This is a genomic window from Streptomyces zingiberis (assembly GCF_012034935.1).
In the GTDB taxonomy this organism is placed as follows: domain Bacteria; phylum Actinomycetota; class Actinomycetes; order Streptomycetales; family Streptomycetaceae; genus Streptomyces; species Streptomyces zingiberis.
The window spans coordinates 63,813-89,951 of sequence record NZ_JAATEN010000011.1 but is presented as its reverse complement, the minus strand read 5'-3'; the positions used below and the strand labels follow the sequence as shown (position 1 = coordinate 89,951).

Here is a 26,139-nt window from a genome sequence, read left to right as displayed (position 1 = left end):
CCACGAGCCCCGGGCCCCGGCGGGCCGTGCGCCGGAAACCCGGGCACCGGAGCACCGGAGCACCGGAGAATTCACCCGCGAAATAACGGGCGCCCCCGGCCGCCCTTTCCCCGCCCCTCCCCCGGCCGTCCCCGGCCGCCCGGCGCGGCCCATGTTAATTCCGCGCACTTTCCCTGTTGACGGATTGTTTCGGATTCCTCACCGCCGGCCCGCGGCGCAACCGGTGACCGTCCGGTTCCACGAGGTCGAGATGGGCCGCCATCAGCCCCCGGGCGCGGCCGGCGTCCCCGCGCGCCACGGCGTCCACGATGGCGCCACGCTCACTCCAGAGGTCCGCCGTGGCCGGCGGCCGGGGATCGGCGTACACCCAGGCGATCTTCCGCCGGACCTGGGTGAGCAGGGCCACCAGGGTGGGGCTGCCCGCCGCCTGCGCCAGCGTCTCGTGGAACCAGGTGTCCAGGGAGCGCAGATCGGGCGGGAGCCCCCGGTCCGCCCGCTTGCGGCCCAGGGTGACCAGCCCCCGCAACACCTTCACGTGCGCCTCCGTGCGGCGCCGCGCGGCACGGGCCGCGACCAGCGGCTCCAGCAGGGCACGGACCTCCAGCAGGTCGGCGGCCTCGTCGTCGGTGGGCTCGGCCACGCACGCCCCCGCGTGCCGCCGGGTGGTGACGAACCCCTCCGACTCCAGCGCCCGCAGCGCCTCCCGCACCGGGACCCGGGAGACCCCGTAGCGGCGGGCGAGTTGTTCCTCGGTGAGGCGGCTGCCGAAGGGGTACACCCCCGAGACGATGTCGTCGCGGATCGCGCGGCGCACCGCGCCCGCGGGAATACGGCCACCCGCGGCCGGAATATCCACACCCGTCCCCAGCCCATCCCGACCCCGCATTTCCGGACCTCCACTGGAATTCCCGTGGAACACAGGACACGACATTCCCGAACTGTAAGCCAGGACGCGGAATTTGTTGACGAGGACGCCTGCGGATGTATGCGTTCCGGCCAGATGTCCGGGCGGGTGAGTGCCCTCGCGGCGCCCCGGCCGCCGGGTTCCGGAGGCCGGCGGACGGCGGCGCGGGACGCCCAAGGCCCCGGCGGTACCGGGGCCTTGGGGCGGTGGGCGGGCGCCGCGCCCGCCGGCGTGTCAGAGAGAGACGCCGTGCGAACGGAGGTACGCCACGGGGTCGAGATCGGAGCCGTACTCCGTGGAGGTGCGGGCCTCGAAGTGCAGGTGCGCGCCGAAGGAGTTGCCCGTGTTGCCGGCCCGGCCGATCTGCTGCCCGGGGTCGACCTGCCGGCCCACCGTGACGTTGATCGCCGAGAGATGGCCGTACTGCGTGTAGGTGCCGTCACTCATCTTGATGACGACGCTGTTGCCGTAGGAGCCGTCCCACCCGGCCTCGACGACGGTCCCGGCGCCCACGGACAGCACCGGGGTGCCCTCGGCGGCGTGGAAGTCGACACCGGTGTGGCTGCCGGAGGACCAGGCCGCGCCGGCTGCCTGGTACTGCGTGGAGACATAGCTGCCCGCGACGGGGAGCACGAAGGTGTTCAGGCGCTTGCGCTCCGCCTCACGGGCGGCGCGCGCCTCGGCAGCGCGCTTCTCCTTGGCCCGCGCGTCGGCGATCCGCTTGGCCTGCGCGGCCTCCCGCTTGGCCCGCGCCTCGGCGGCGGCCATGGCGGCGGCCGTGTCGGCGGCGGACTCCTGCGCCTCGGCCTGGTCGCCGATGCTCTCCCGCAGCGCGTCCCCGAGGACGACGGTCTGCCGGAGCGCGGTGTCCTCGGCGGCGGGAGCGCTCCGGTCCGCGGCGAACGCGGGGGTGGCGAGGGTGGCGGCGACGCCGCCGGTGGCCAGGGTCGCGGCGGCGCCGGCGATACGGCCGTGGTGCCGGCCGGGGCGGCTCGGGCGGCGGTGCTTCCCGGAGGTTCGGGGGCCACCGGCCGTACCGGGATCGCCAGGTTTGCCGGAGACACGGGTGAGCGCCATGGGCGGAGCTCTCCTTTCCTTCCTTCTCGCCTACCGGGTTAGCTGACGGGTTCGGAGCAGGAAGGTCTCCTACGGGCACCTCGCGGGGAGGCGCCCGATTCACCCCAGGGACCGGGCCGCCCCACCGCGGACGGCGGGACACGGGCCCGTCCCGCACCCGGGAGGGGCGGGAAGGTGGGTCCCCGGCTCCCCGGGGCTCGCGCCACGGGGACTCGGCGATGACTGCCCGGTGCCGCGTTCTGCGGCGGGCCGGCCGGACAGCCGGATCGACGCTAGGACGGCGGGGTCACCGTCGCCAAACACAACGGGCCTTTTGTTGCGCAGGCCACAGGAAGGAACGCCCACACGGCCGCAAACCGGACACGATCAGGGGACCGGATCGTCACTCCGCCGACGCGTAACGCACACAACCGGCGCCCCATGTGACGGTATGTCGGCTTTCCATGTCGGCTTTCCCGCTTCCCCTTCCGGGACAGCCGGATTCCTGCGGGCGCCGGCCCGGGCGAGTGAGCAGGCCGGGCGGGCGGGACCGGGCGAGCGGGGGCACCGCCCCCTGCGGGCGACCGCCCGGCCCCCGCCCCGCCTCAGCCGGAGACCACCTTCACCTCACCGATGTCCAGCGCGCGCACCGGCGCCTCGATCGCCGAGGCGTCCCCGACCAGTACCGTCACCAGGTTGTCCACCGGGAAGGCGCTGACGGCGGCGGCGGTGGCCTCCACCGTGCCGGTCTCGGCCAGCCGGGCGTACAGCTGCGCCTGGTGGTCGTCGGGCAGGTACTGCTCGACCTGGTCCGCCAGCGTGGCGGCGACCGCGGCCGCGGTCTCGTACCGGAGCGGGGCCACGCCGACGAGGTTCTGCACCGCCGCGTCCCGCTCCTCGTCGGTCAGCCCGCCGGCCGCGAGGGTACTGAGCACCTGCCAGGTGTCCTCCAGGGCCGGGCCGGTGACGTCGGTGGCCACCGAGCCGCTGATGGCCAGCAGGGAGACGCCGGTGCCCTCCGGGGTGGAGCGCAGCACCTGCCCGAACGCCCGTACGCCGTAGGTGTAGCCCTTCTCCTCGCGGAGCACGCGGTCCAGGCGCGAGGTGAGGGTGCCGCCGAGGCAGTAGACGCCGACCACCTGCGCGGGCCAGACGCGGTCGTGCCGGTCCGGGCCGACGCGGCCGATGAGCACCTGCGTCTGCACGGCGCCCGGCCGGTCCACGATGACCACGCGGCCCGTGTCGTCCGCGGTGACGGGCGGCGCGGGCCGGGCGACGGCCGCGGGACCGGTCCAGGCGCCGAGGGTCTCCGCGAGCAGCTCCGCCAGCGAGAGGCCGGTGAAGTCGCCCACGACCACCGCCGTGGCGGCGGCCGGGCGGATGTGTTCCCGGTAGAAGGCGCGCACGGCGTCCGCGTCGATCCGCCGGACCGTCTCCTCCGTGCCCTGCCGGGGCCGGGACATGCGCGAGGCCGCGGGGAACAGCTCCCGGCCGAGCTCCTGGGCGGCCCGGCGGCCCGGGTTGGCCAGCTCGTGGGGGATCTCGTCGAGGCGGTTGCCGACCAGCCGCTCCACCTCGTCCGCCGGGAAGGCCGGCGCCCGCAGCGCGTCGGCCAGCAGGGAGAGGGCCAGGGGCAGGCGGGAGGCGGGGACCTCCAGCGAGACCCGCATCCCGGGGTGGTCCGCGTGGGCGTCCAGGGTGGCGCCGCAGCGCTCCAGCTCCGCCGCGAACTCCTCGGCGCTGTGCCGGTCGGTGCCCTCGGACAGCGCCCGCGCCATGATCGTGGCCACGCCGTCCAGCCCCTCCGGCTCGGCGTCCAGCGGCGCGGCCAGATTGACCTCGACGGCCACCACGCGCTGGCCCGGGCGGTGGCAGTGGAGCACCGTCAGCCCGTTGGGCAGGATGTCCCGCTCGGGGGTGGGGAAGGCCCAGGGGGAGGCCTCCCCGGCCTGCGGCATCGGGTGGAACGTCATCGTGGTGCCGGCGTCGGTCACTGGGCCGTCTCCTCGTCGTCGTCTGCCGCGGTGGCGCCCGCGGCGTCACCGTCCGGGGCCTGTCCGGATCCGGTCGGCTCGTAGACGAGCACGGCCCGGTTGTCGGGGCGCAGCCGGGCGGCGGCCACCTCGCGGACCTCCTCCGGCCCGATCTCCAGCAGCCGCTCCACCGCGGTCAGCGCGAGCTGCGGGTCGCCGAAGAGGACGGCGTAGCGGCAGAGCTGATCGGCCCGGCCGCCGACGGTGGCGAGCTGGTCCAGCCACTCCCGCTCCAGCTGGGCCTGGGCGCGCTCCATCTCCTCCGGCGTCGGGCCCTCCGCGGCGAAGCGGGCGAGTTCCTCGTCCACCGCGCTCTCGACGGCGGGGATCTCCACGCCGGAGGACGCCTTGACGTCCAGCCAGCCGAGGGACGGGGCCCCGGCCAGCCGCAGCAGGCCGAAGCCCGCGCCGACGGCGAGGCGGTCCCGCCGGACCAGCCGGTTGTAGAGGCGGGAGGACTCGCCGCCGCCCAGGACGGTCAGCGCCAGGTCGGCGGCGTCGGCGGCCCGGGTGCCGTCCTGCGGGAGCCGGTAGGCGGCCATCAGGGCGCGCGCGGGCACGTCCTCGTGGAGCTCCTCGCGGAGCTGCCCGCCGATGACGTCGGGAAGGGAGCCGTCCCGCGGGGGACGCTTGCCCTCGTGGGCGGGGATGGTGCCGAAGTACCGCTCGATCCAGCCCAGGGTCCGCTCGGGATCGATGTCGCCGACGACCGAGATCACGGCGTTGTTCGGCGCGTAGTACGTCCGGAAGAAGGCCCGGGCGTCCTCCAGGGAGGCGGCGTCCAGGTCGGCCATCGAGCCGATGGGCGTGTGGTGGTACGGGTGGCCCTCCGGGTACGCCATCGCGGTGAGCTTCTCGAACGCCGTGCCGTAGGGGACGTTGTCGTAGCGCTGGCGGCGCTCGTTCTTCACGACGTCCCGCTGGTTCTCCAGGCTCTCCTCGTCCAGGGCGGTGAGGAGGGAGCCCATGCGGTCGGCCTCCAGCCAGAGGGCGAGCTCCAGCTGATGGGCCGGCATCGTCTCGTAGTAGTTGGTGCGTTCGAAGCTGGTGGTGCCGTTGAGCGAGCCGCCGGCGTTCTGCACCAGCTCGAAGTGGCCGTTGCCCCGCACGTTCGCGGAGCCCTGGAACATCAGGTGCTCGAAGAGGTGCGCGAGGCCGGTGCGGCCCTCGACCTCGTGGCGGGAGCCGACGTCGTACCAGAGGCAGACCGCGGCGACCGGGGTCAGGTGGTCCTCCGAGAGGATCACGCGCAGCCCGTTGGCCAGCCGGTGTTCCGTCGCTGTGAGACCGCCGGACCCGGCCTGGTCCGTGGCCGTGTGACCCATGGCCATGTACGTCCCTTCGATCGCTGTTGGCATACGTCGTGAATCGTGAATCGTGAATCGTGGATGTCGTGGTGGAGACCGTGGAACGGAGAGGGTGGAGATGATCGAGACGGTGGAGCTGGGTGGATCCGGTGGATCCGGTGAGGAGGGCGGGGGTGGTGGGATGGGGCGGGAACGGGCCGGCCGGGGGCGATGATGGAGTGGTGTCGCGGTGCGTGGGCGTGCCGGGTGCTGCCACCTTATGCAAGCGGCCGGACGCCTGGCGAAGTTCCCGGGACGATCCGGGCGCGCGCCGGTTCGGACGGGTCGTGGAGGGCGCTGTCCGCGCCGGGGTCCACAATGGTCCGCGACCACACCCGACACCGACCGGCGACCGCGCCGGCGAACCGGGCGAACCCGCCCGGCGCAGTCCGAGTCCTAAGGAGCAGCAGCCGCGATGGCCCGCCGCAGTACGAAGACCCCGCCTCCCGAGGAGTTCGAGGAGCGCATCCTCGACATCGACGTCGTCGACGAGATGCAGGGCTCCTTCCTGGAGTACGCCTACTCGGTCATCTACTCGCGCGCGCTGCCCGACGCCCGCGACGGCCTCAAGCCGGTGCACCGGCGCATCGTCTACCAGATGAACGAGATGGGGCTGCGGCCGGAGCGGTCGTACGTGAAGTGCGCCCGCGTCGTCGGCGAGGTGATGGGCAAGCTCCACCCGCACGGCGACGCCTCCATCTACGACGCGCTGGTGCGGATGGCGCAGCCGTTCTCCATGCGCCTGCCGCTGGTGGACGGGCACGGCAACTTCGGCTCCCTGGGCAACGACGACCCGCCCGCCGCCATGCGGTACACCGAGTGCCGGATGGCCGCCGCGACCTCCCTGATGACGGAGTCGATCGACGAGGACACGGTCGACTTCGCCCCCAACTACGACGGCCAGGAGCAGGAACCCGTCACGCTCCCCGCCGCCTACCCGAACCTGCTGGTCAACGGCGCCTCGGGAATCGCGGTGGGGATGGCGACCAACATGCCGCCGCACAACCTCGGCGAGGTGATCGCGGCGGCCCGCCACCTCATCCGGTACCCGAACGCCGACCTGGCGACGCTGATGCGGTTCGTCCCCGGCCCGGACCTGCCCACGGGCGGCCGGATCGCGGGCCTGGACGGCATCCGGGACGCCTACGAGTCGGGCCGGGGCACCTTCAAGATCCGCGCCACGGTGGCGGTGGAGGACGTCACCCCGCGCCGCAAGGGCCTGGTGGTGACGGAACTGCCGTTCGCCGTCGGCCCGGAGAAGGTGATCGCCAAGATCAAGGACCTGGTCAACGCCAAGAAGCTGCAGGGCATCGCGGACGTCAAGGACCTCACCGACCGCGGGCACGGCCTGCGCCTGGTCATCGAGATCAAGAACGGCTTCAACCCCGAGGCCGTCCTGGCCCAGCTCTACAAGCTCACCCCGATGGAGGAATCCTTCGGCATCAACAACGTCGCGCTGGTCGACGGCCAGCCGCTGACGCTGGGACTGAAGGAACTCCTCCAGGTCTACCTGGACCACCGCTTCGACGTGGTCCGGCGGCGCAGCGAGTTCCGGCGGAAGAAGCGGCGGGACCGGCTGCACCTGGTCGAGGGGTTGCTGACGGCCCTGATCGACATCGACGAGGTCATCCGGATCATCCGCGCCAGCGACAACTCCGCGGCGGCGAAGGAGTCGCTGATCGAGCGCTTCTCGCTGAGCGAGGTGCAGACGCAGTACATCCTGGACACCCCGCTCCGCAGGCTGACCCGCTTCGACCGGATCGAGCTGGAGTCCGAGCGCGACCGGCTGACCGACGAGATCGGGAAGCTCACCCGCATCCTGGAGTCGGACGCGGAGCTGCGGAAGCTCGTCTCGGGCGAACTGGCCGCGGTGGCGAAGAAGTTCGGCACCGAGCGGCGCACCGTGCTGTTGCAGTCCGCGGACGCCCCCGTGCAGGCGGTGCCGCTCCAGGTGGCCGACGACCCGTGCCGGGTGCTGCTCTCCTCCACCGGCCTGCTGGCCCGCACGGCGGACGGCGCCCCCTTCCCGGAGGGGCCCGGCAAGCGGGGGAAGCACGACGTGATCCTCTCCGCCGTGCCGGCCACCGCGCGGGGCCATGTCGGCGCCGTCACCTCGGCCGGGCGGCTGCTGCGGCTCTCGGTGATCGACCTGCCCATGCTGCCGGAGTCGGCCGCCCCGCCGAGCCTGTCCGGCGGTGCCCCCGTCGCGGAGTTCCTCACCCTGGCGGAGGGGGAGGAACTGATCTGCCTCACCACGCTGGACGAGAGCTCCCCTGGGCTGGCGATCGGCACCCGGCAGGGCGTGGTCAAGCGCGTCGTCCCGGACTACCCCGCCCACAAGGGCGAGTTGGAGGTCATCTCCCTCCGGGAGGGCGACGCGATCGCCGGCGCGGTCGAGCTGCGCACCGGGGAGGAGGATCTGGTCTTCGTCACCAGCGAGGCGCAGTTGCTGCGCTATCCGGCCACCCAGGTCCGGCCACAGGGCCGGGCGGCCGGCGGCATGGCGGGGGTCAAGCTGCCGGACGGCGTCGAGGTGATCTTCTTCGGCGCCGTGGACCCGGCGGCCGACGCCGTGGTGTTCACCGTCGCCGGGGCACACGGCACCCTGGACGGCTCCGCGCAGCAGTCCGCCAAGCTGACGCCGTTCGACCAGTTCCCCCGGAAGGGCCGGGCCACCGGCGGTGTCCGCTGCCAGCGCTTCCTGAAGGGCGAGGAGCGGCTGGTGTTCGCGTGGGCCGGAGCCACCCCGCCGCGGGCGGCCGGCCCCTCGGGCGCGCCGGTGGAGCTTCCGGAGCCGGACCCGCGCCGGGACGGCTCGGGGCTGCCCCTGGACCAGCCGGTCGGAGCGATCGCCGGGCCCGTGTAGCGCGGGCGGGCCGGGGCGCGGCCGGGCCCGCGGGGCGTACGGGCGCGGTCCCGGTCCCCCGTCAGCGCGGCTGCGCCGGCCGGCCGGGCGGCGCGGGCACCCCGCCGGCCTCCCCGGGCCCGGCCGCTCCGAGCCCGGCCGCCACGGTGGGCCCGGGACCGGCCGGCCAGGCAGTCCCGCCCCCGTCCCCCTCCCCCGCCCCGCCGGCCGGTTCGTCCAGGTCGGCGGGGCGGGGGTGCCCGGCGGGCGCCTCGGGGCGCGTGTAGCGCAGGACGCCCCACATCGCCGTCTCGTCCGCGGTGTCCGGCTCGCTCGCCCGGCAGTCCTCCAGTGCGGCGCGGACCGCCGCGGTGTCGATCCCGGAACCGATGAGCACCAGCCGGGTGTCCGGCTCGGCGCCCCGCCAGGGCCCCGGGTAGAAGCGCAGGAAGTCGCCGACGGCGTGCAGGGTGTGCTTCTCCCGGTGGCCGGCCACGCCGAAGTGCACCCAGCCCTTGATGCGGTAGAGCCCGCCGGGCCGGTCGTCCAGGAAGGCCATCAGCCGGCGCGGGTCCATGGCCGTGGCGGAGGTGAACTCCACGCTCTGGTAACCGGCGTGGAGGTGCCCCGGGTCCGGGCAGTCACCGGCGCCGCAGCCGTCACCGTGGCCGTGGCCGCCCCCGTCCCCGCGGGCCACCTCCCGGTAGAGGTCTTCGAAGGAGAGCTGCCGGCCGGCCGCCGCCGCGGCGGGCCCCTCGTCCAGGAGCAGCCCGGGGTCCAGCCTGCCGTGGGCGACGGGGACGACGGGGGCGCGGGGTGCCAGCCGTTCCAGCGCCGTCAGGTGGCTCCGCAGCTCCGCCTCTCCCACCCGGTCGGCCTTGTTGAGCACGACGAGGTCGGCGATCCCCACGTGGCGGTCGAGCTGCGGATGCGTGGCGCGATTGCGGGCGAACTCGGCCGCGTCCACGACCTCGACCAGCCCGCCGTAGACCACGCGCTCGTTGTCGCTGGCCAGGATCATGCGGATGATCTCCTGCGGCTCGGCCAGCCCGCTCGCCTCGATGACGACGACGTCGATGCCGGCCTCCGGCCGGGTGAGCCGCTCCAGGAAGCCGTCCAGCTCATCGGTGTCCACGGCGCAGCAGAGGCAGCCATTGCCGAGCGAGACCATCGAGTCGACCTGCCCGGCCACGGCCATCGCGTCGATCTCGATGGACCCGAAATCGTTGACGATCGCGCCGATCCGGGTGGAACTTCCGTGCACCAGGAGATGGTTGAGAAGGGTGGTCTTCCCTGCCCCCAGGAATCCTGCCAGCACGACGACGGGGGTCTGACTCCTGGCCAAGGCGGCGCCTCCGGGATCGGCGGGAGATTCGGTTCGGTCCGGGCGCGGACCAGCATAGGAGGCACCGTCCCACCGCCGGACGCGGTCCCGGACGCGGAGGCCGGGCCGGGGCCGCTGCGGTCTCCGCCGGGCCCGTCCCCGGCCGCCGTGGGCGGTTCCCGCGCCGCGCGGAGCCCGTAGGTCCGCCCTGCCCGGCGGGACGCGGGCACGGTCCCGGGGCCCGCGCCCGCGCGCCCCGCCGGGCGCCGGCGTCCGGAGTCCCGCGCGGGCCCCCACCGCGCCCGGCCGGTGGCGCCGGGGAACGCGCGTTCGCTCCCGCCCCGGCCGCCTCCGCCCGCGCCGTCGTTCTCCATCGGCGTTCCCCCTCCGGTACCGGCGGCGGCGCGGCCCGGACCCGGCCGTCCGTCCCCCGCCGCCGGTGACGCTCGGGCGGCGTGGATCCACCCCCACCGGTTAGGCTCACCTGCGTGAGCATGTGTGCGACCGCGTCCCATGACCTGTCCGAACCGCTCGCCGGGACGGCCGCCACCGCGCGGACCTGGCTGCTGATCGAACAGCCCGGCCCGTGGGGCGCCAAGGCGCTCACCTCAAGCCGTCTGGACCCCGCCGTCGGTGAGGCGCTGGAGTCCGCCACCACGGGCACCGAGGTGCGCACCGCCCTGATCCGCCGGCCCGGACGCCACCCGGACCGGCCGGGACGCGCCGGGCGCCTGTACCTGGCGCACACGGCCCCGGGCCGTTCCTGGATCCGCACCGCCCGCGGCGTGGATCCCGCGGACCTTCCGGGCCTGGACTTCGCCGCTCTCGGGGCCGGGGTCCACGACGGCCTGTGGGAGCCCTACGAGGGCGATCCGCCGGTCCTCGTCTGCACCAACGGCAGGCGGGACCGCTGCTGCGCAGTGCTGGGCCGCCCGCTGGCGGAGGAACTGGCCGCCGCCGGCGAGGCCGCGTGGGAGGTCACCCACATCGGCGGCCACCGCTTCGCGCCCACCCTCTTCGTCCTCCCGTACGGCTACGCGTACGGCCGGGTCACCGCGCGGGCCGTGAAGGAGATCACCCACGCGGCACGCGAGGGCCAGGTGGTGGCGGCGCACTCCCGGGGGCGCTCCTGCTGGGAGCGGCCCGGTCAGGCGGCCGATCTGGCGGTACGGGCCCGCACCGGGGAGACCGGCGCCGACGCGCTGTCGGTGGTGCGCACCGAGCCGTTCCCGGAGGGCGGCCCGGACGAGCCGCCGGGCTGGTCCGTCACCGTGGCGCACACGGACGGCCGGGCCTGGCAGGTACGGGTCGAACGGGGCACGGCCCTGCCGCCCCGGCCGGAGAGCTGCGGCAAGGCGCCGGGGACCCCGGTCCGGATGGACGTCACGGCGGTGCGGGAACTCGGGGGCCCGGCGCGCTGAGCCGCGCCCCGGACACCCACCGGCCCCCGCCGGCCGGCCCGGGACTCCCCTGGCCGGCCGGACGACGGACGGACGCGCCACGCCGGGCCTCAGGCGGCGCCGGGCCTCAGGCGTCGATGCGTGACCGGTCCAGCGTGGACGCCGAGTTGGTGATGAACTCCTTGCGCGGCGCGACCTCGTTCCCCATCAGCAGGTCGAAGACCCTCTCGGACGCCTCCAGGTCCCCGATGTTGATCCGGCGCAGGGTCCGGAAGCGGGGGTCCATGGTGGTCTCCGAGAGCTGGTCGGCGTCCATCTCGCCGAGGCCCTTGTACCGCTGGATCGAGTCCTTGTACTTGACGCCCTTGCGCTGGAACTCCAGCAACAGGGTGCGCAGTTCGTTGTCCGAGTAGGTGTAGACGTACTTGTCCTGGCCCTTCTTGGGGTGCGTCAGCTCCACCCGGTGGAGCGGCGGCACCGCCGCGAACACCCGCCCGGCCTCCACCATCGGGCGCATGTACCGCTGGAACAGCGTCAGCAGCAGACAGCGGATGTGGGCGCCGTCCACGTCGGCGTCCACCAGCAGCACGATCTTGCCGTAGCGGGCCTGGTCGATGTCGAAGGTCCGGCCGGACCCGGCCCCTATGACCTGGATGATCGCCCCGCACTCGGCGTTCTTGAGCATGTCCGAGACCGAGGACTTCTGGACGTTGAGGATCTTGCCACGAATGGGCAGGAGCGCCTGGAACTCGGAGTCCCGCGCCAGCTTGGCGGTACCGAGCGCCGAGTCGCCCTCGACGATGAACAGCTCGCTGCGGTCCACGTCGTCGCTGCGGCAGTCGGCCAGCTTGGCCGGGAGGGAGGAGGACTCCAGGGCCGTCTTCCGCCGCTGCGCCTCCTTGTGCTGGCGCGCCGCGATGCGGGTGCGGGCGGCGGCGACGATCTTCTCCAGCACCGCGCGGGACTGCTGCTTGGCGTCCCGCTTGACCGAGGTGAGGAACGCCTTGAGCTCCTTGGCGACGACGGCGGCCACGACCCGGGAGGCGGCGGAGGTGCCGAGCACCTCCTTGGTCTGCCCTTCGAACTGCGGCTCGGCGAGGCGCACGGTGACCACCGCCGTGAGCCCCTCCATGGCGTCGTCCTTGTTGACGTCGTCCTCGGCGACCCGGAGGAGCTTGGCCGAGCGCAGCACCTCGTTGACGGTCCGGGTCAGCGCCCGTTCGAAGCCCGCGACATGGGTGCCGCCCTTGGGGGTGGCGATGATGTTGACGAACGAGCGGACCGTGGTGTCGTAGCCGGTGCCCCAGCGGAGCGCGATGTCGACGCCGAGGTCGCGGGTGACCTCGGTGGGGGTCATGTGGCCGCGGTCGTCGAGGACCGGCACGGTCTCCTTGAAGCTGCCCTGGCCGGTCAGGCGCAGCACGTCGCAGATGGCCCGGTCCTGGGCCAGGTACTCGCAGAACTCACTGATCCCGCCGTCGTACCGGAAGACCTCCTCGGTGGGGCCCTGCTCGGTGCCGTCGGCGCCGGCGGAGCGGCGCTCGTCGCGGACGACGAGGGTCAGCCCGGGCACCAGGAAGGCGGTCTGCCGGGCCCGGGCGTACAGGGTCTCCAGGGAGAGCCGGGCGTCCTTGAGGAAGATCTGCCGGTCGGGCCAGAAGCGCACCCGTGTCCCCGTGCGGCCCTTGGGCACCTTCTTCTTCTTGATCAGCCCGTTGGCCGGGTCGAAGGGGGCGTCCGGACCGGACTCGGTGAAGATCCCCGGCACCCCGCGCCGGAAGCCGATGGCGTGGGTGTGGCCGTTCCGGTCCACTTCCACGTCGAGCCGGCTGGACAGGGCGTTGACGACGGAGGCGCCGACACCGTGCAGACCGCCCGAGGCCGCGTAGGACCCCCCGCCGAACTTGCCTCCGGCGTGCAGCTTCGTCATCACGACCTCGACGCCGGAGAGCCCGGTCTTGGGCTCCACGTCCACCGGGATGCCGCGGCCGTTGTCGCGGACCTCCACGGCGCCGTCCTCGTGCAGGATCACCTCGATGTGGTCGCAGTGCCCCCCGAGGGCCTCGTCCACCGAGTTGTCGATGATCTCCCAGAGGCAGTGCATCAGGCCACGGCTGTCGGTCGAGCCGATGTACATGCCCGGGCGCTTGCGGACCGCTTCCAGCCCTTCGAGGACGAGGAGGTGCCGCGCGGTGTAGTTGGAGCCGCCGTCGCGGTCTGCTCCGGTCAGCAGCGCTGTGGACGGTACGGACGTCTCGGCGGTCACGCGGTTCGCTCCTCGCTGAATTTTCCATCTGGCCCGACTCCGGGCCAGGGGCTGCTTGGGTCCCCGATGAGAGGGTACCGAGGCCTGGTAGAGCCTTTGTGACGCCACCCTCCGGGAGCGACCATGCTAGTCGAGCATCGTTCACACGTTCGATCCCCGGAGGTGGTGACATGGACATCACGTTCCCTTGGAGGCATGAACCATTTAGGCTCCGGGCACGTCCTCATGAACGACGGCAATCCAGCCGGAGGACGGACCACCGACAAGCAGCGCGATGAATACGTAAGCCAACGCGATACGGCTCATTCGCCGCCACCCGGCAGCATCCGGTCGACTCGGAAGGAAGGTTTCGAGAAAAAGGCACGAGCGGGAACGTTTTCGGCCTGGTTGGATGTTGACCCTGGTACGACAGCTCGTCGAGCTAGAGAAGAGGCGACGTGACTACTGTTCTGACCCCCGCGAGCCCGCTGACGGCCGCTGACCGCTGCGACCGCTGCGGCGCCCAGGCATACCTGCGCGTCGTCCTGATGAGCGGTGGTGAACTGCTCTTCTGCGCCCACCACGGGCGCAAGTTCGAGCCGGAACTGAAGAAGATCGCCGCTGAGATACAGGACGAGACGGAGCGCCTCACCGCTCCCGCCACAGCGCCCGAAGACGAGCGCTGAACGCTGCGGCGGACGACGAGCGACCAGCCGGTCCCCGTGGCCGGAGAGCGGGCGTGCGGCCCTGACCCCAGGCCCGCGCGCCCGCTCCGTCGTCCCGCGGTCACCCATCGCGGTCACCTGACCCCGATCGCGACGCCGGGCCTCTGATCCCCGGCTCGCGCCGGCGGCGACGGCCCACCGCCACCGCCCGGCACCCACCCCGTCGCCCGTCACCGCTGCCGGGCGGCTTCTTCTTCCCCGAAGGCCCAGGCGTCCCCGGTGTCCCCGGTGTCCCCGGTGTCCTCAGCGTTTTCCGCACCGCCGGTGGCCCTGTCGTGACCGTCCATGACCTCAGCGTCTTCGGCCTCCACCGGGCCCACGGCCCCCCGGCCGTCCGCCGCCTCGGCACCGGCCGATTCTGTGTTTTCTGCGTTTTCCGTGGTGCCGGCTCCGTCCGCGCGGCCCGCGCCCGCCACGGGGGCCTCCCCGTCCTCCACGGCCCCCGCCGCCTCGGCCGTGCCCATCGCCGTGGACACCCGGGTGTAGACGCCCGGGCTGCCCGCGGTGCCGCAGCCGCTCCCCCAGGAGACCAGGCCCACCAGCCGGCCCCGGGCCACCAGCGGCCCGCCGCTGTCCCCCTGGCACGCGTCGCCGCCCCCGCCGGGGCTCCCCGCGCAGACCATGGACTCCCGCTGGTACGTGCCGTGCGCACTCCCCGGGTAGGCCCGTTCACAGACCTCGTCCGCCAGGACGCTCACCCGCGCCGCCCGCAGGACGGCCGCGTACCGGCCGTCGCCCGTGGTGTCCCCCCAGCCGTAGACCTCGGCCGGGGTGCCCGGGCGGTACGCTCCGTCACCGGCGCGGGCCGTCCTCAGGCCCGTTCCGGGCCGTATCCCGTCCACGGTGAGCACCGCCAGGTCACCGGCGTTGGAGACGCTGTCGTAGCCGGGATTGACCCACGCCTGCCGCACCCGCAGTTCCTCGCCGCCGTCCGCCCGCAGGTCGTCCCGCCCGGTGATCACCGTGAGGTCGGGCACGGCCGTGGGCTCGACTCCCAGCACCTCCTGGCTCAGACAGTGCGCCGCCGTCAGCACCGTCCGCCGGCCGACCACCACCCCGCCGCAGAACTGCCCGGCCCGGGCGTCCCCGAAGCGGTCACGGCTGGCCAGGGCCACCGCCCAGGGCCGGTCGGCCGTGCTGGCCTTTCTGCCGCCCACCACCGCGCCGTCCGCGGCCGCTCCGGGCGCCGCCGCCAGGGACGCTCCCAGGGAGGCCACCGCCGCCGGTATGAGTGCCAGGGACCGGGCCAGATTCCGCAGGACGGACATGCTGCCTCCTCCTCCGCGACGACGCGTGCGGCCCCAGCGTCAAACACCGCGCCCGGGGCCGCCACCCGGACGGTGGGCGGCCGAACAGCCGCCGGCCCCGGAATCTCGGGGATTCCGGGGCCGGCGGGAGGATCTGCGGGCTTCGCCCGACCGGGTGATCAGTCGAGGTAGTCGCGGAGTACCTGCGAGCGCGACGGGTGACGCAGCTTGGACATCGTCTTGGACTCGATCTGCCGGATGCGCTCCCGCGTCACGCCGTAGACCTTGCCGATCTCGTCCAGCGTCTTCGGCTGGCCGTCGGTGAGGCCGAAGCGCATCGAGACCACGCCCGCCTCCCGCTCGCTGAGCGTGTCCAGCACCGAGTGCAGCTGCTCCTGGAGCAGGGTGAAGCTGACCGCGTCGGCCGGAACGACGGCCTCGGAGTCCTCGATGAGGTCACCGAACTCGCTGTCGCCGTCCTCACCGAGGGGGGTGTGCAGCGAGATCGGCTCCCGGCCGTACTTCTGGACCTCGATGACCTTCTCGGGGGTCATGTCGAGCTCCTTGGCCAGCTCCTCCGGGGTCGGCTCCCGGCCGAGGTCCTGGAGCATCTGACGCTGCACCCGCGCGAGCTTGTTGATGACCTCGACCATGTGCACCGGGATCCGGATGGTGCGGGCCTGGTCGGCCATCGCGCGCGTGATCGCCTGGCGGATCCACCAGGTCGCGTAGGTGGAGAACTTGTAGCCCTTGGTGTAGTCGAACTTCTCGACCGCGCGGATCAGACCGAGGTTGCCTTCCTGGATCAGGTCCAGGAAGAGCATGCCGCGGCCGGTGTAGCGCTTGGCCAGCGAGACGACCAGCCGGAGGTTGGCCTCCAGCAGGTGGTTCTTGGCGCGCCGGCCGTCCTCCGCGATGATCTCCAGCTCGCGGCGGAGCTTCGGGGCGAGCTTGTCGGAGTTGGCGAGCTTGTCCTCCGCGAAGAGGCCGGCCTCGATCCGCTTGGCGAGCTCGACCTCCTGCTCCGCGTTGAGCAGCGGCACCTTGCCGATCTGCTTGAGGTAGTCCTTGACCGGGTCGGCGGTGGCACCGGCGGCGGCGACCTGCTGCGCGGGGGCGTCGTCCTCGTCGTCGTCGGAGAGGACGAAACCCTGGTTCTCCGGCTGCTCGGGCTCGACGGCCTCGCCCGGCTTGCCGGCCGCGGGACCGGCCTCCTCGGCCAGGGGCTCGACGCCCTCCAGCAGCTCCTCGGGGTCCTTCTTCGCCGTGGTCTTCTTGGCCGCGGTCTTCTTCACGGCGGTCTTCTTGGCGACCGGCTTCTTGGCTGCCGCCTTCTTCACCGCCGCCTTCTTCGCGGGGGCGGACGCCGGGGCCTCGGCGGACGGCGACGCCTCCGGGGCCTGCGCCGCGGGGGCCGACGGGGACGTGGGGGCGGTGGCCTTGCGCGCCGTCGCCGTCTTGGTGGCGACGGACTTGGTGGCGGTGCGCTTGGCCGGGCTCTTCGCTGCGACGCTCTTACGGGTGCGCTTGGGGGCTTCCGCGGCACTGACCATCAGCGTCACACCCTCCTCGTCGAGGATCTGGTTGAGGCTGCGCAGAACGTTCTTCCACTGGGTTGGCGGAATCTGGTCGGCCTCGAAGGCCCGACGCACATCGTCGCCGGCGATCTGCCCATCAGCCTTTCCCCGCTCGATGAGCGCCATGACAGACTCGGATTCGGCGATCTCCGGCGGGAGCGTACGGGATGTGCTGGCCGACACGAACAACCTCTCGGAACGATGGGAACGGCTTCCGGCTCCGTCCGGGACGGGAGCCGACGGACCGCCGGCGGGGTGGACCGGCGGCGCGGGCGGACCGTGGAGCAATCCTCAGCGCCGCGAACGGCGCCGGTATTCCTCCACCGGCCATCACCTCTTAGGTCATCGCGCATCCGCAAAGAGCGTTACGCCCGATCCGCGTGGCCCGGGTCACACCCGCACAGAACCCTGAACCGGCGGAAACCGGGCACACCGGCCGAGAACGCCGCGAGCCCCGCCACCGGGATCCGGCGGCGGGGCTCGCGCGCGGCTCCACCGCTCACCCGGTCAGTGCTCGCGCGGCGCTGGGACCACGTGTTCCACGTCGGGGTGGATGGTGAGGAGCTGGCGCATCGCCGACTCCGCCCCGCCGGCGTCGCCCGCGCCCACGGCCTCGACGATGCGGATGTGGTGACCCACGGAGCTCTCGGTGGGGCGGTCGCAGCCGGTCGCCGGGCCGCCGGAGACCTGGAGCGCCGAGGAGACGATGCCCGAGAGATGCTCCAGCATGCGGTTGCCGCCGAGCTGCAGCAGCAGGGCGTGGAACTCGGCGTCCGCGCGGCCGAAGGTGAGGGCGTCCCCCTGGGCGAGGGCGCGGCTCATGATGTCGGTCATGTCGGTGAGCCGCTGCTGGGCGTCCTCCCGGTCGTGCCCGGCGGCGAGGCGGGCGGCCAGCGGCTCGATCGTCCAGCGCAGCTCGAAGAGCTCCCGCCGCTGGTCGTCGCGTTGCGGCCCGAAGGCGCGCCACTCGATGATGTCGGGGTCGAGCAGGTTCCAGTCGCTGACGGGGCGGACCCGGGTGCCGACGTTCGGCCGGGCGCTGACAAGACCCTTGGCCTCGAGGACGCGCAGCGACTCCCGCACCACGGTGCGGGACACCTCGAAGCGCTGCCCGATCTCCTCGGGGACCAGCGGACGGTCCGCCCCCAGGTCGCCGGAGACGATCATCTGCCCGAGCTGCTGGACGAGCTGGCCGTGCAGGCCGCGGCCCCGGCTGCCGGCCGTACGGCGGCCGACGCGGCCCATCTCCGATTCGCCTCCCTCCCAGGAGGAACCGACGGCGCGCTCGCCCACCGGGCCCTCCGCGTAGGGGTAACGGTCAAGCTCGCCCGGACCGGAGAGACCGGAGTCGACGGGGCGAGCGGAGGTCATCGTGGTGTGCGCAAGGGTACTCACGCATCCTTTGTCGGCGGCCCCCCGGACGGCCTTGAGGTCTTTGGTGAAAAGCACACGAAAGGGTGATCGCCCATTACCTCACAATTGACGCCGCATCGGAAGCAACCGGACGGCGTGGCGTGGGTGTCACCACCCCCTCACGCCGAACGGCGCGGCGAACCGGGGGCACTGCCCGGCCGGGGGCGGCAACACGCGCGCCGGCGGCGGCCGGAGCCGGTCCCGGCCCGCCCGGCGTCCCGCCGGGAAGGGGCCGGCCGGGACCGGAGACGGGAAGACCCCTGTCACACCTCGGGGCGCAGCATCGGCGGGTTGAGCAGCGTGGCCCCGCCCGCGCGGAAGAGCTGGGCCGGGCGCCCGCCCTGGCGGGTCGTCGTGCCGCCGGTGGGGACCAGGAAGCCGGGGGTGCCGGTGACCTTGCGGTGGAAGTTGCGGGGGTCGAGCGCCACCCCCCAGACCGCCTCGTAGACCCGGCGCAGTTCCCCCACCGTGAACTCCGGCGGACAGAAGGCCGTGGCCAGTGAGGAGTATTCGATTTTCGAACGGGCGCGCTCGACCCCGTCGGCCAGGATCCGGCCGTGGTCGAAGGCGAGCCGTACCGCCTGCTCACCGTCGCGGGCCGCGCCGGGCCCCTCCCCCAGCAGCGACTCCACCGGGGCCCAGCGCGCGCTGCGCGCGTCCCCGCCGGCCCGCGGCGCGGGGAGGTCCGGGGCGAGGACGAGATGGGCGACGCTGACGACGCGCATCCGGGGATCACGGGCCGGGTCGCCGTAGGTCGCCAGCTGTTCGAGGTGGGCGCCGCCGGCAGCGGGCACCGGCCCGCCCGGGTCGTAGGCCAACAGGCCCGTCTCCTCGGAGAGTTCCCGGCCGGCCGCCCCGGCGAGGTCCTCGTCCGCCCGCACGAAACCACCGGGGAGGGCCCAGCAGCCCTGGAACGGCGATTCACCGCGCCGGACCGCCAGCGCGCAGAGGGCGTCCCGCCGGACGGTGAGCACGACCAGGTCCACGGTGACGGCGAAGGGCGGGAAGTCCGCGGGGTCGTAGGGCGACATGCCGAGATCATAGGGGGCCGCCCGGCCGCCCCGGAGGGTTCGGCGGCTCTCCGCCGGACCCGGCCCGCCGCCGGTTCCCGGGCTCTGAAGGGGGACCGCTCCCGGACCTCCCCACGGGCCGCTGCCGCCGGGCGGGGCAGGGCGGGAACGGGCCCTGCGGGGACAGCTGGGAACGGGCCCGGCGATGCCGGGCCGCCAGGCGGGAACCGCCCCGAACCCCACCGCCGGCACCCGGGATCCGGTCGGCGCCGAGGTCACCGCCGGCACCCGGGGGCTCCGTCCGGTGCGTGGAACTCCGGGCCCGGGGACCGAGCAGGCGGACCGCGGGCCGACGGAGGCCGGTGCCGCCCGACGGGGACCGTCTGCGGCCCTACCCGGCGGGACGTTCCGCGGCGGACGCGACGTCAGGAACCGCCTCAGGAGACAACTCTCGCCTCACGGGCAACCCCGGGAGGGGCGCCTGGCGTCTTGACCACCAACGGACGACCCCCTGGGTCCGGCTCAGGGGTCCACCCCGGGGCTCTATACATATCGCGTATACACGGCGTGTAGAGAGTGAGGCCGGGACGGAGAGACCGACGCATCGAAAGGCAAGCATGTACGGCAAGGCATTCGCTCCGGAGTACCAGGGCGCCCTGAGCAACACCCTGTCCGTGAACTCCTCGCTCACCGGCGTACTGGCCGCCGGCACGGAGCAGTTGAGGGAGGCCGAGCACACCGGAAAGCACGGGGAGGCCGCGCGCTCCGGACTGGCGGTGGCCGAGGCCTGCCGACGGCTGGGGCGGATCGACGAGGCCGACCGGGCGTGGAAGGCGAGTTACCGGGCGGCCAGGACGGCGGCGGACCAGGGGGCGATGGCCTGGGCACTGTGGAGCGGCGGCACCCTGGCCCGGCAGCGGGGCTCGTTCGCACTGGCCCGCCGGCTGCTCGGGCTCGCCGCCACGCTCGGTGAGCAGGGAGGCGATGTCGTCGTGCGCGGCTACTCCCTCGCGGGGCTGGCCGAGACCGGCCGGATCCAGGGGGACTACGAGGCCGTCGCCCGGCTGCACGAGCAGTTGCTGGCCGAGGCCCGGAGGCGCGGTGAGGCCCGGCACACGGTGTGGGCGCTGGAGGGTATCGCGCAGATCCACCGTCAGCAGGGGTCATACGACAGTGCCTACGCGCTGTTCGAGGAGGCGGCCGGCATAGCCGAGAACGCCGATGACCGGCGCGGTCACGCCTGGGCCCTGCGCGGGCTCGCCGACATCCTCTCGGCGCGGGACGGGGACGTCGAGCAGGCCCTCGCCCTGCTGTCGCGGGCGGAGACGATCTGCCGGACGATGCGGCTGTCCAGCGCGCTGGCCTACAACCACAAGATGCGCGGCAACGTCTTCTACCGGGCCGGGCGTCACGCCGAGGCACGGGAGATGTACGAACTGGCGCTGACGGAGTTCCGCGAGATGGGCGAGGTCCGCGGGGAGGCGCTGGCCCGGCTGGGGCTGGCCAAGTCGTGTGCCCGGCTGGGCCGCGACCGCGCCGACACCGCTGCCGAACTGGCCGCGCTCGCACGCGAGTCGGAACGGATCGGACTGCGGCACGCCCGGAAGATGGTCGCGCGGGCGCAGGAGGAGTTCGGTCTGCGCGCACCGGACGAGCCCGCCGCGCGGGGGCATGAGGCGCAGGGACAGGGACAGGAACCCGGCGCACAGCAGGGTCAGGGGACGGGGGCCGGAGCCGGTGCGCGGGAGGAACACGGCGTCCGGGCGGAGGCCGTACGGTGACGGCTCCGGTCTCCTCGGCACCGCGGGCGCCGGTCGACGTCCCCCTCGTCCTGGAACGCTGCCGCGCCGTGGTGCGGCCCGCGCTCTCGGAGGCCGTCGGGCGGATGCATCCCTGGGTGGGCGAGATGGCCGCGTACTCCTTCGGCTGGTGCGAGGTGGGCGGCGCGTCCACGGCCGCGTCCGGCGGCAAGGGGGTGCGGCAGGCGCTGGCCGTGCTCGGGGCCGAGGCAACGGGGGCCGCCGGGCGGGCCGGCGTGCCCGCCGCGGTCGCGGTGGAACTGGTGCATACCTTCTCCCTGCTCCACGACGACATCATGGACGGGGATCCGGTCCGGCGCCGCAGACCGGCGGTGTGGAAGGCGTACGGCACGGGGCCCGCGGTGCTGGCAGGGGACGGACTGTTCGCCCAGGCCGTCGAAACGCTCGCCGCGGCAGGAGCGGACGCGTCCGCGATGCGGATGCTGTCGGTGGCGCTGGGTGATCTGGTGGCGGGACAGGCGGACGACCTGCTGTTCGCCGCCCGCCCCTGGACGGGACCGGAGCGGGTGCGGCCGGCGGAGTACCGGACGATGGCCGAGCGGAAGACGGGCGCGCTGCTGGGGTGCGCGGTCGCGCTCGGTGCCCTGCTCGGCGGCGCGCCGCCGCCGGTGGTCGCCGCGCTGGACCGGGCCGGCCGCCGCCTCGGCCTGGCGTTCCAGGCCGTCGACGACGTGCTGGGCATCTGGGGTGACCCCGAGGTCACCGGCAAACCCGTGCACGGTGACCTCAGGGAGGGCAAGAAGACCCTCCCGGTGCTGGCGGCTCTCGGCTCCCCGTCATCCGAGGCCCGCCGCCTGGCCTCACTGCTCACCTCGGGGGCGGATCCGCGGGAGGCGGCCGCGCTCATCGAGAGGGCGGGTGGCCGGGCGGCGGCGCTGCACGAGGCGCGCGGACACCTCGGGGCGGCGGAGGCCGCGCTCGCGGACGTGTCACCGCGGGGCACGGCCGGTGACGAGTTGCGGGCGCTGTCGGCGTTCCTCGTGCGGCGCGAGCTCTGAGACGCCGGCCGGTCAGGGCCGGGGCAGAAACGGGGCCGGGGCGGCGCGGTGGACGCGGGGCGGCCGCGGCCACCGGGCCGGAAGACACCGCGCCTCCCCGGCGAGCTCCGCCAACAGCGGCCTCCGCGGCTCATGCCTCCGCCGCCCCGGCCTCCGCCGCTCACGCCTCCGCCGCTCACGCCTCCGTCACCTGACGGGCCCCGTCGGCCCCCGGGAGCCGGCGAGCGATGGCGCGAAGCCGCTCCGCTCCGCGACGGCACAGGGCCGGCCCCCGAACGGGCAGGCGCCGAGGGGACCGCCGTCATGAGCGCCCCTTCCCCTCGGCCAGGCCCGTCCGGCGGGCACCGCGCCGCCGGTCACCGGCCACCGGCGGCCGGGTGCCGCCCGGAGCCCGGCCCGCGGGCCGCCCGCCGCGCCGCGAACCGCCGGCGGGCCGGCCCTCCGGGCGTGCTCCGGCGGCGCGGCGGGCAGCCCGCTCCTCCCGCAGACAGCCACGGAGAACCTCGGGGTCGACCCCCTCGTTGGTCCCCTCGTGCAGCAGGCGCGCGAAGACGTACTCCGGGTCGGCCCGGAGGGCGAGGCCGAGGGCCGCGCGCGCCGCGGGCTCGTCCCCGGTGGACCACGCCACCCAGCCGGCGAGGGTGAGCGGAGCGGCGGCGTGCTCGGCGTAGGCGCCGACGCAGCGGCGGGCGAGCGCCCGCCAGAGCCGCAGGGCGGGCTCCGCCTCGGGGCCTTCCATCCACTCCGCGGCCCGGTCGCGGGTGGTGCGGTCCTGCAGGCCGAGCAGGAGCTCCGCCGCCTCCCCCGGGTCGAGCAGGGCGTCGTCCCCGGTGTCGGCCGCCGGTCCGCCGCCGGCCGCCGGCCGCCGCGCGAACCGGTGGAGGAGCCGTTCGGCCAGGGCGAGCGTCTCCTCCTGGACGGCTTCCCGGCCGGTGCCGTCCAGGATGCGGGGCACGAGCCGCGCCGCCGCGGCGTCCAGTGCGGCCTCCTGCGCCACCGCCCCGGGCCTGATCGGGGCGAACCGGGCCTCCATCTCCCGCAGCGAACCCACCACCGGCAGGCCGGCGTAGGCCGAGGCCGCGGCCATCACCGAGGTGCCCCGCGGGGCGAGCGGCGTGCCCTCCTCGGGGCAGCAGCGGGGGTCGGGGCAGCAGTAGGACCAGAAGCGACCGCCGGCGACGCAGAGCGCCTCCAGCACGGGCACCTCCAGGGCCCCGCAGGCCAGACGCAGCTCCCGGGAGAGCGGCCGCAGCCGCTCGGCGACCTCCCGGCCGCTCTCACCGTCCGGCGGGTCCTGGCAGAGGAACACGATGACGCCGTCGGGTCGGCCGCGCCGCCGGGCACTGCCCGCGACCAGGCACCGGGCGAGCTGCTCCGCGACCGCGGGCCACTCCCGGGGCTCACGCGGAATCCCCAGGCGGAGACGGCCGCCGAAACGGCCCCGGCCGCCGTGGACGGCCACCATGACGATGCTGTCGTCCGGGTGGAAACCCATGAGGTACGGGAGGGCGTCGGCGAGCTCGGCGGGGCTGCGGAGGGAGACCTGGCCGGCGGGGGACGGCGGACGCGGTTCGCTGTACTTCGTCATGGGCCGAGCGTGGCGCGGTCCGCTCCCGTCCGCCATGCCTGTGGATAAACCGGCCGGGGCCGGCCGCACCGGTCATACCGGTCAGGGCGGTTGTGGATATCCGGTACGGACCACCCGGCGCCGCCGGACCGGGCAGACGTCGTGGATCTGCCGGGACTGCAAGGCCCGGCAGATCCGGCACGCCCGGCAGGCCCGGCAGATCCGGCAGATCCGCAGGGGTCCCGGCGGCCCACAAGGCCCGCAGAAACCGCGCCGACCTGCGGGAACCCTGCGGGAACACGGAGCGGACCCACCGGAGAGCCGTATCCACTCCCCTTCCGCCCTCGGGGCCGTCCCCCGGCCGGCGGAGGAGCCGGCCGGGGCACCGCGTGACCGGCGGGTTCGCGCGGTGTCCGTGCCATCGGGTTGCATGGGCCCATGCACACCGACACCCTGGATCTCCGCGCCGAAGCCGACGCCGTCCTCGCCGAGCTGGTCGGCGCGCCGGAGGGGTCCGCGCGCCTGCGGGAGGACCAGTGGCAGGCGGTGGAGGCTCTGGTCCGGGAGCGCAGGCGGGCCCTGGTCGTACAGCGCACCGGGTGGGGCAAGTCGGCGGTGTACTTCGTGGCCACCGCTCTGCTGCGGAGGCGGGGCTCCGGCCCCACAGTGATCATTTCGCCCCTGCTGGCGCTGATGCGCAACCAGGTGGAATCGGCGGCGCGCGCCGGTATTCAGGCGCGCACCATCAACTCGGCCAACCCCGAGGAGTGGGAGACCATCCACGAGGAGGTGGGGCGCGGCGAGACCGACGTCCTCCTCATCAGCCCGGAGCGCCTGAACTCGGTGGACTTCCGCGACCAGGTGCTGCCGCGGCTCGCCGCCACCACGGGTCTGCTGGTGGTCGACGAGGCGCACTGCATCTCCGACTGGGGGCACGACTTCCGCCCGGACTACCGGCGGCTGCGGTCGATGCTCTCCGAACTGCCCGCGGGTGTCCCGGTCCTGGCCACCACGGCGACCGCCAACGCCCGGGTGACCGCGGACGTGGCCGAGCAGCTGGGCACCGGCGCCGGTGAGGCCCTGGTGCTGCGCGGCCCGCTGGAGCGGGAGAGTCTGCGGCTCGGAGTGGTCCACCTGCCGGACGCGGCGCACCGGATGGCCTGGCTCGCCGAGCATCTGGAGGACCTGCGGGGCTCGGGAATCGTCTACACGCTCACGGTGGCCGCCGCGGAGGAGACGACCGCCTTCCTGCGCGGGCGGGGCTTCCGGGTGGCCTCGTACACCGGCAGGACCGAGAACGCCGACCGGTTGCAGGCCGAGGCCGATCTGCGGGAGAACCGGGTGAAGGCGCTGGTCGCCACGTCGGCGCTGGGGATGGGGTACGACAAGCCGGACCTGGGGTTCGTGGTGCACCTGGGGTCACCGTCCTCCCCGATCGCCTACTACCAGCAGGTGGGACGGGCCGGCCGCGGCGTGGCCCACGCGGACGTGCTGCTGCTGCCCGGCAAGGAGGACGAGGCCATCTGGCGTTTCTTCGCCGATTCCGCCTTCCCGCCCGAGGCGCGGGTGCGGGAGACCCTCACGGCCCTCGCCACCGCGGGGCGGCCGCTGTCGGTACCGGCCCTGGAGGCGGCGGTGGACCTCCGGCGCAGCCGGCTGGAGTCCATGCTGAAGGTGCTGGATGTCGACGGCGCGGTCCAGCGGGTGAAGGGAGGCTGGACGGCCACCGGGGCCGAGTGGGTGTACGACGCCGAGCGGTACGCGTGGGTGGCCCGGCAGCGGGCCGCCGAACAGCAGGCCATGCGCGAGTACGCGAGCACGTCCCGGTGCCGGATGGAGTTCCTGCGCCGCCAGCTGGACGACGAGGGGGCCGCTCCCTGTGGCCGTTGCGACAACTGCGCCGGCCCCTGGGCCGACCCCGCCGTCTCGGCGGACGCGCTGACGGGCGCCGCGAAGGAGCTGGACCGCCCCGGGGTCGAGGTCGAGCCGCGCCGGATGTGGCCGACCGGGATGCCCGCGCTGGGCGTCCAGCTCAAAGGGCGTATCCCGGCCGGGGAACAGTGCTCCCCCGGGCGCGCGCTGGGACGGCTGTCGGACATCGGATGGGGCAACCGGCTGCGCCCGCTGCTGACCGGGGACGCCCCCGACGGGCCGGTCCCCGACGACGTCCTGCGGGCCGCGGTCTCCGTCCTCGCCGCCTGGGCGAGTTCCCCCGGCGGCTGGGCCTCGCCGGCCCCGGACGGCCCCGGACGGCCGGTCGGCGTCGTCGCGGTGCCCTCCCGGACCCGCCCTGAGCTGGTCGGCTCCCTCGCGCGAGCGCTGGCGGACATCGGCCGTCTCCCCTTCCTGGGCTCCCTCACCTACACCGGGCCGGACGGGGCCGGGGCGGCGGGCCGCAGCAACTCCGCGCAGCGTCTGCGGGCCCTGTCCGGCGCCCTGGCCGTCCCCGGGGAACTGAGCGAGGCGCTGGCCGGTGCTCCCGGACCGCTGCTGCTCGTGGACGACTACACCGAATCCGGCTGGACCCTCGCGGTAGCCGCCCGCCTGCTCCGTCAGGAGGGCGGCGGGCCGGTCCTGCCGCTGGTGCTCGCCACGTCGGGCTGACCCGGCTCCGGCCCGACGCCCCGGG

At 74.2% G+C, this 26,139-nt stretch carries 16 protein-coding genes, 1 pseudogene and 1 riboswitch; of the genes and pseudogenes, 6 read left to right on the top strand and 11 right to left on the bottom strand.

The genetic code is table 11. From position 1 onward, the window contains the following. Positions 1–154: 154 nt before the first annotated feature. The 4 genes from HCK00_RS15870 to HCK00_RS15855 all read right to left on the bottom strand — a co-directional run bounded on the left by HCK00_RS15870 (position 155) and on the right by HCK00_RS15855 (position 5,318). Positions 155–886, bottom strand: coding sequence for a GntR family transcriptional regulator (locus HCK00_RS15870; RefSeq protein WP_168102605.1), 732 nt, complete (start codon positions 884–886; stop codon positions 155–157). Between the two features lie 252 nt (positions 887–1,138). Further along, positions 1,139–1,981: a M23 family metallopeptidase gene (locus HCK00_RS15865; protein WP_168102604.1), complete on the bottom strand. Its 843-nt coding sequence runs from the start codon at positions 1,979–1,981 to the stop codon at positions 1,139–1,141. Positions 1,982–1,994: 13 nt separating this feature from the next. Next, positions 1,995–2,127, bottom strand: a riboswitch (cyclic di-AMP (ydaO/yuaA leader). A 438-nt stretch (positions 2,128–2,565) separates the two neighbouring features. Further along, on the bottom strand, positions 2,566–3,933 hold the full coding sequence (locus HCK00_RS15860; RefSeq protein WP_206320436.1) for a M16 family metallopeptidase: 1,368 nt from the start codon (positions 3,931–3,933) through the stop codon (positions 2,566–2,568). 17 nt (positions 3,934–3,950) lie between these two features. After that, a complete protein-coding gene (locus HCK00_RS15855) occupies positions 3,951–5,318 on the bottom strand; it encodes a M16 family metallopeptidase (RefSeq protein ID WP_168102695.1) in 1,368 nt (455 codons plus the stop codon). 436 nt (positions 5,319–5,754) lie between these two features. Here HCK00_RS15855 and HCK00_RS15850 point away from each other — a divergent pair, with 436 nt between their 5' ends. Further along, entirely contained in the window at positions 5,755–8,205 is a 2,451-nt protein-coding gene (locus tag HCK00_RS15850; protein WP_168102602.1) for a DNA gyrase/topoisomerase IV subunit A, read from the top strand. 61 nt (positions 8,206–8,266) lie between these two features. On the opposite strand, the gene HCK00_RS15845 is transcribed toward HCK00_RS15850, so the two are convergent. After that, positions 8,267–9,529 carry a CobW family GTP-binding protein gene (locus HCK00_RS15845; protein ID WP_168102601.1) on the bottom strand — a complete coding sequence of 421 codons (1,263 nt, stop codon included), beginning with the start codon at positions 9,527–9,529 and terminating at the stop codon, positions 8,267–8,269. Between the two features lie 467 nt (positions 9,530–9,996). On the opposite strand from HCK00_RS15845, the gene HCK00_RS15840 reads away from it, so the two are divergent. Beyond that, complete coding sequence (locus HCK00_RS15840) at positions 9,997–10,929, top strand: ferredoxin family protein (RefSeq protein WP_168102600.1); 933 nt, start codon at positions 9,997–9,999, stop codon at positions 10,927–10,929. A gap of 106 nt (positions 10,930–11,035) precedes the next feature. Here the strand turns inward: HCK00_RS15840 and HCK00_RS15835 are convergent, their stop codons facing one another. Continuing rightward, a complete protein-coding gene (locus HCK00_RS15835; RefSeq protein WP_168102599.1) occupies positions 11,036–13,174 on the bottom strand; it encodes a DNA gyrase/topoisomerase IV subunit B in 2,139 nt (712 codons plus the stop codon). Positions 13,175–13,611: 437 nt separating this feature from the next. Here HCK00_RS15835 and HCK00_RS15830 point away from each other — a divergent pair, with 437 nt between their 5' ends. Further along, entirely contained in the window at positions 13,612–13,839 is a 228-nt protein-coding gene (locus HCK00_RS15830; protein ID WP_168102598.1) for a DUF7455 domain-containing protein, read from the top strand. A gap of 488 nt (positions 13,840–14,327) precedes the next feature. Here the strand turns inward: HCK00_RS15830 and HCK00_RS15825 are convergent. The 4 genes and pseudogenes from HCK00_RS15825 to HCK00_RS15810 form a co-directional block, all read right to left on the bottom strand. Continuing rightward, positions 14,328–15,146: pseudogene (locus HCK00_RS15825) on the bottom strand (S1 family peptidase); the annotation flags it as partial. Positions 15,147–15,304: 158 nt separating this feature from the next. Next, the gene (locus HCK00_RS15820; protein ID WP_168102596.1) at positions 15,305–16,891 is read right to left on the bottom strand and encodes an RNA polymerase sigma factor; all 1,587 of its coding nucleotides are present in this window, start codon (positions 16,889–16,891) and stop codon (positions 15,305–15,307) included. Between the two features lie 318 nt (positions 16,892–17,209). Beyond that, complete coding sequence (locus HCK00_RS15815) at positions 17,210–18,151, bottom strand: FadR/GntR family transcriptional regulator (protein WP_168102595.1); 942 nt, start codon at positions 18,149–18,151, stop codon at positions 17,210–17,212. A 227-nt stretch (positions 18,152–18,378) separates the two neighbouring features. After that, the gene (locus HCK00_RS15810; RefSeq protein WP_168102594.1) at positions 18,379–19,146 is read right to left on the bottom strand and encodes an NUDIX hydrolase; all 768 of its coding nucleotides are present in this window, start codon (positions 19,144–19,146) and stop codon (positions 18,379–18,381) included. 596 nt (positions 19,147–19,742) lie between these two features. Here HCK00_RS15810 and HCK00_RS15805 point away from each other — a divergent pair. Then, positions 19,743–20,906, top strand: a complete 1,164-nt coding sequence (locus HCK00_RS15805; protein WP_168102593.1) for a tetratricopeptide repeat protein — start codon at positions 19,743–19,745, stop codon at positions 20,904–20,906. Next, a complete protein-coding gene (locus tag HCK00_RS15800) occupies positions 20,903–21,943 on the top strand; it encodes a polyprenyl synthetase family protein (RefSeq protein ID WP_168102592.1) in 1,041 nt (346 codons plus the stop codon). The genes HCK00_RS15805 and HCK00_RS15800 overlap by 4 nt, the downstream gene beginning before the upstream one ends. Positions 21,944–22,244: 301 nt before the next feature. Here HCK00_RS15800 and HCK00_RS15795 read toward each other — a convergent pair whose 3' ends face one another. Continuing rightward, positions 22,245–23,531: a DUF4192 domain-containing protein gene (locus HCK00_RS15795; RefSeq protein WP_168102591.1), complete on the bottom strand. Its 1,287-nt coding sequence runs from the start codon at positions 23,529–23,531 to the stop codon at positions 22,245–22,247. A gap of 417 nt (positions 23,532–23,948) precedes the next feature. Here HCK00_RS15795 and HCK00_RS15790 point away from each other — a divergent pair, with 417 nt between their 5' ends. After that, the gene (locus HCK00_RS15790) at positions 23,949–26,114 is read left to right on the top strand and encodes a RecQ family ATP-dependent DNA helicase (RefSeq protein WP_168102590.1); all 2,166 of its coding nucleotides are present in this window, start codon (positions 23,949–23,951) and stop codon (positions 26,112–26,114) included. Positions 26,115–26,139: the final 25 nt, after the last annotated feature.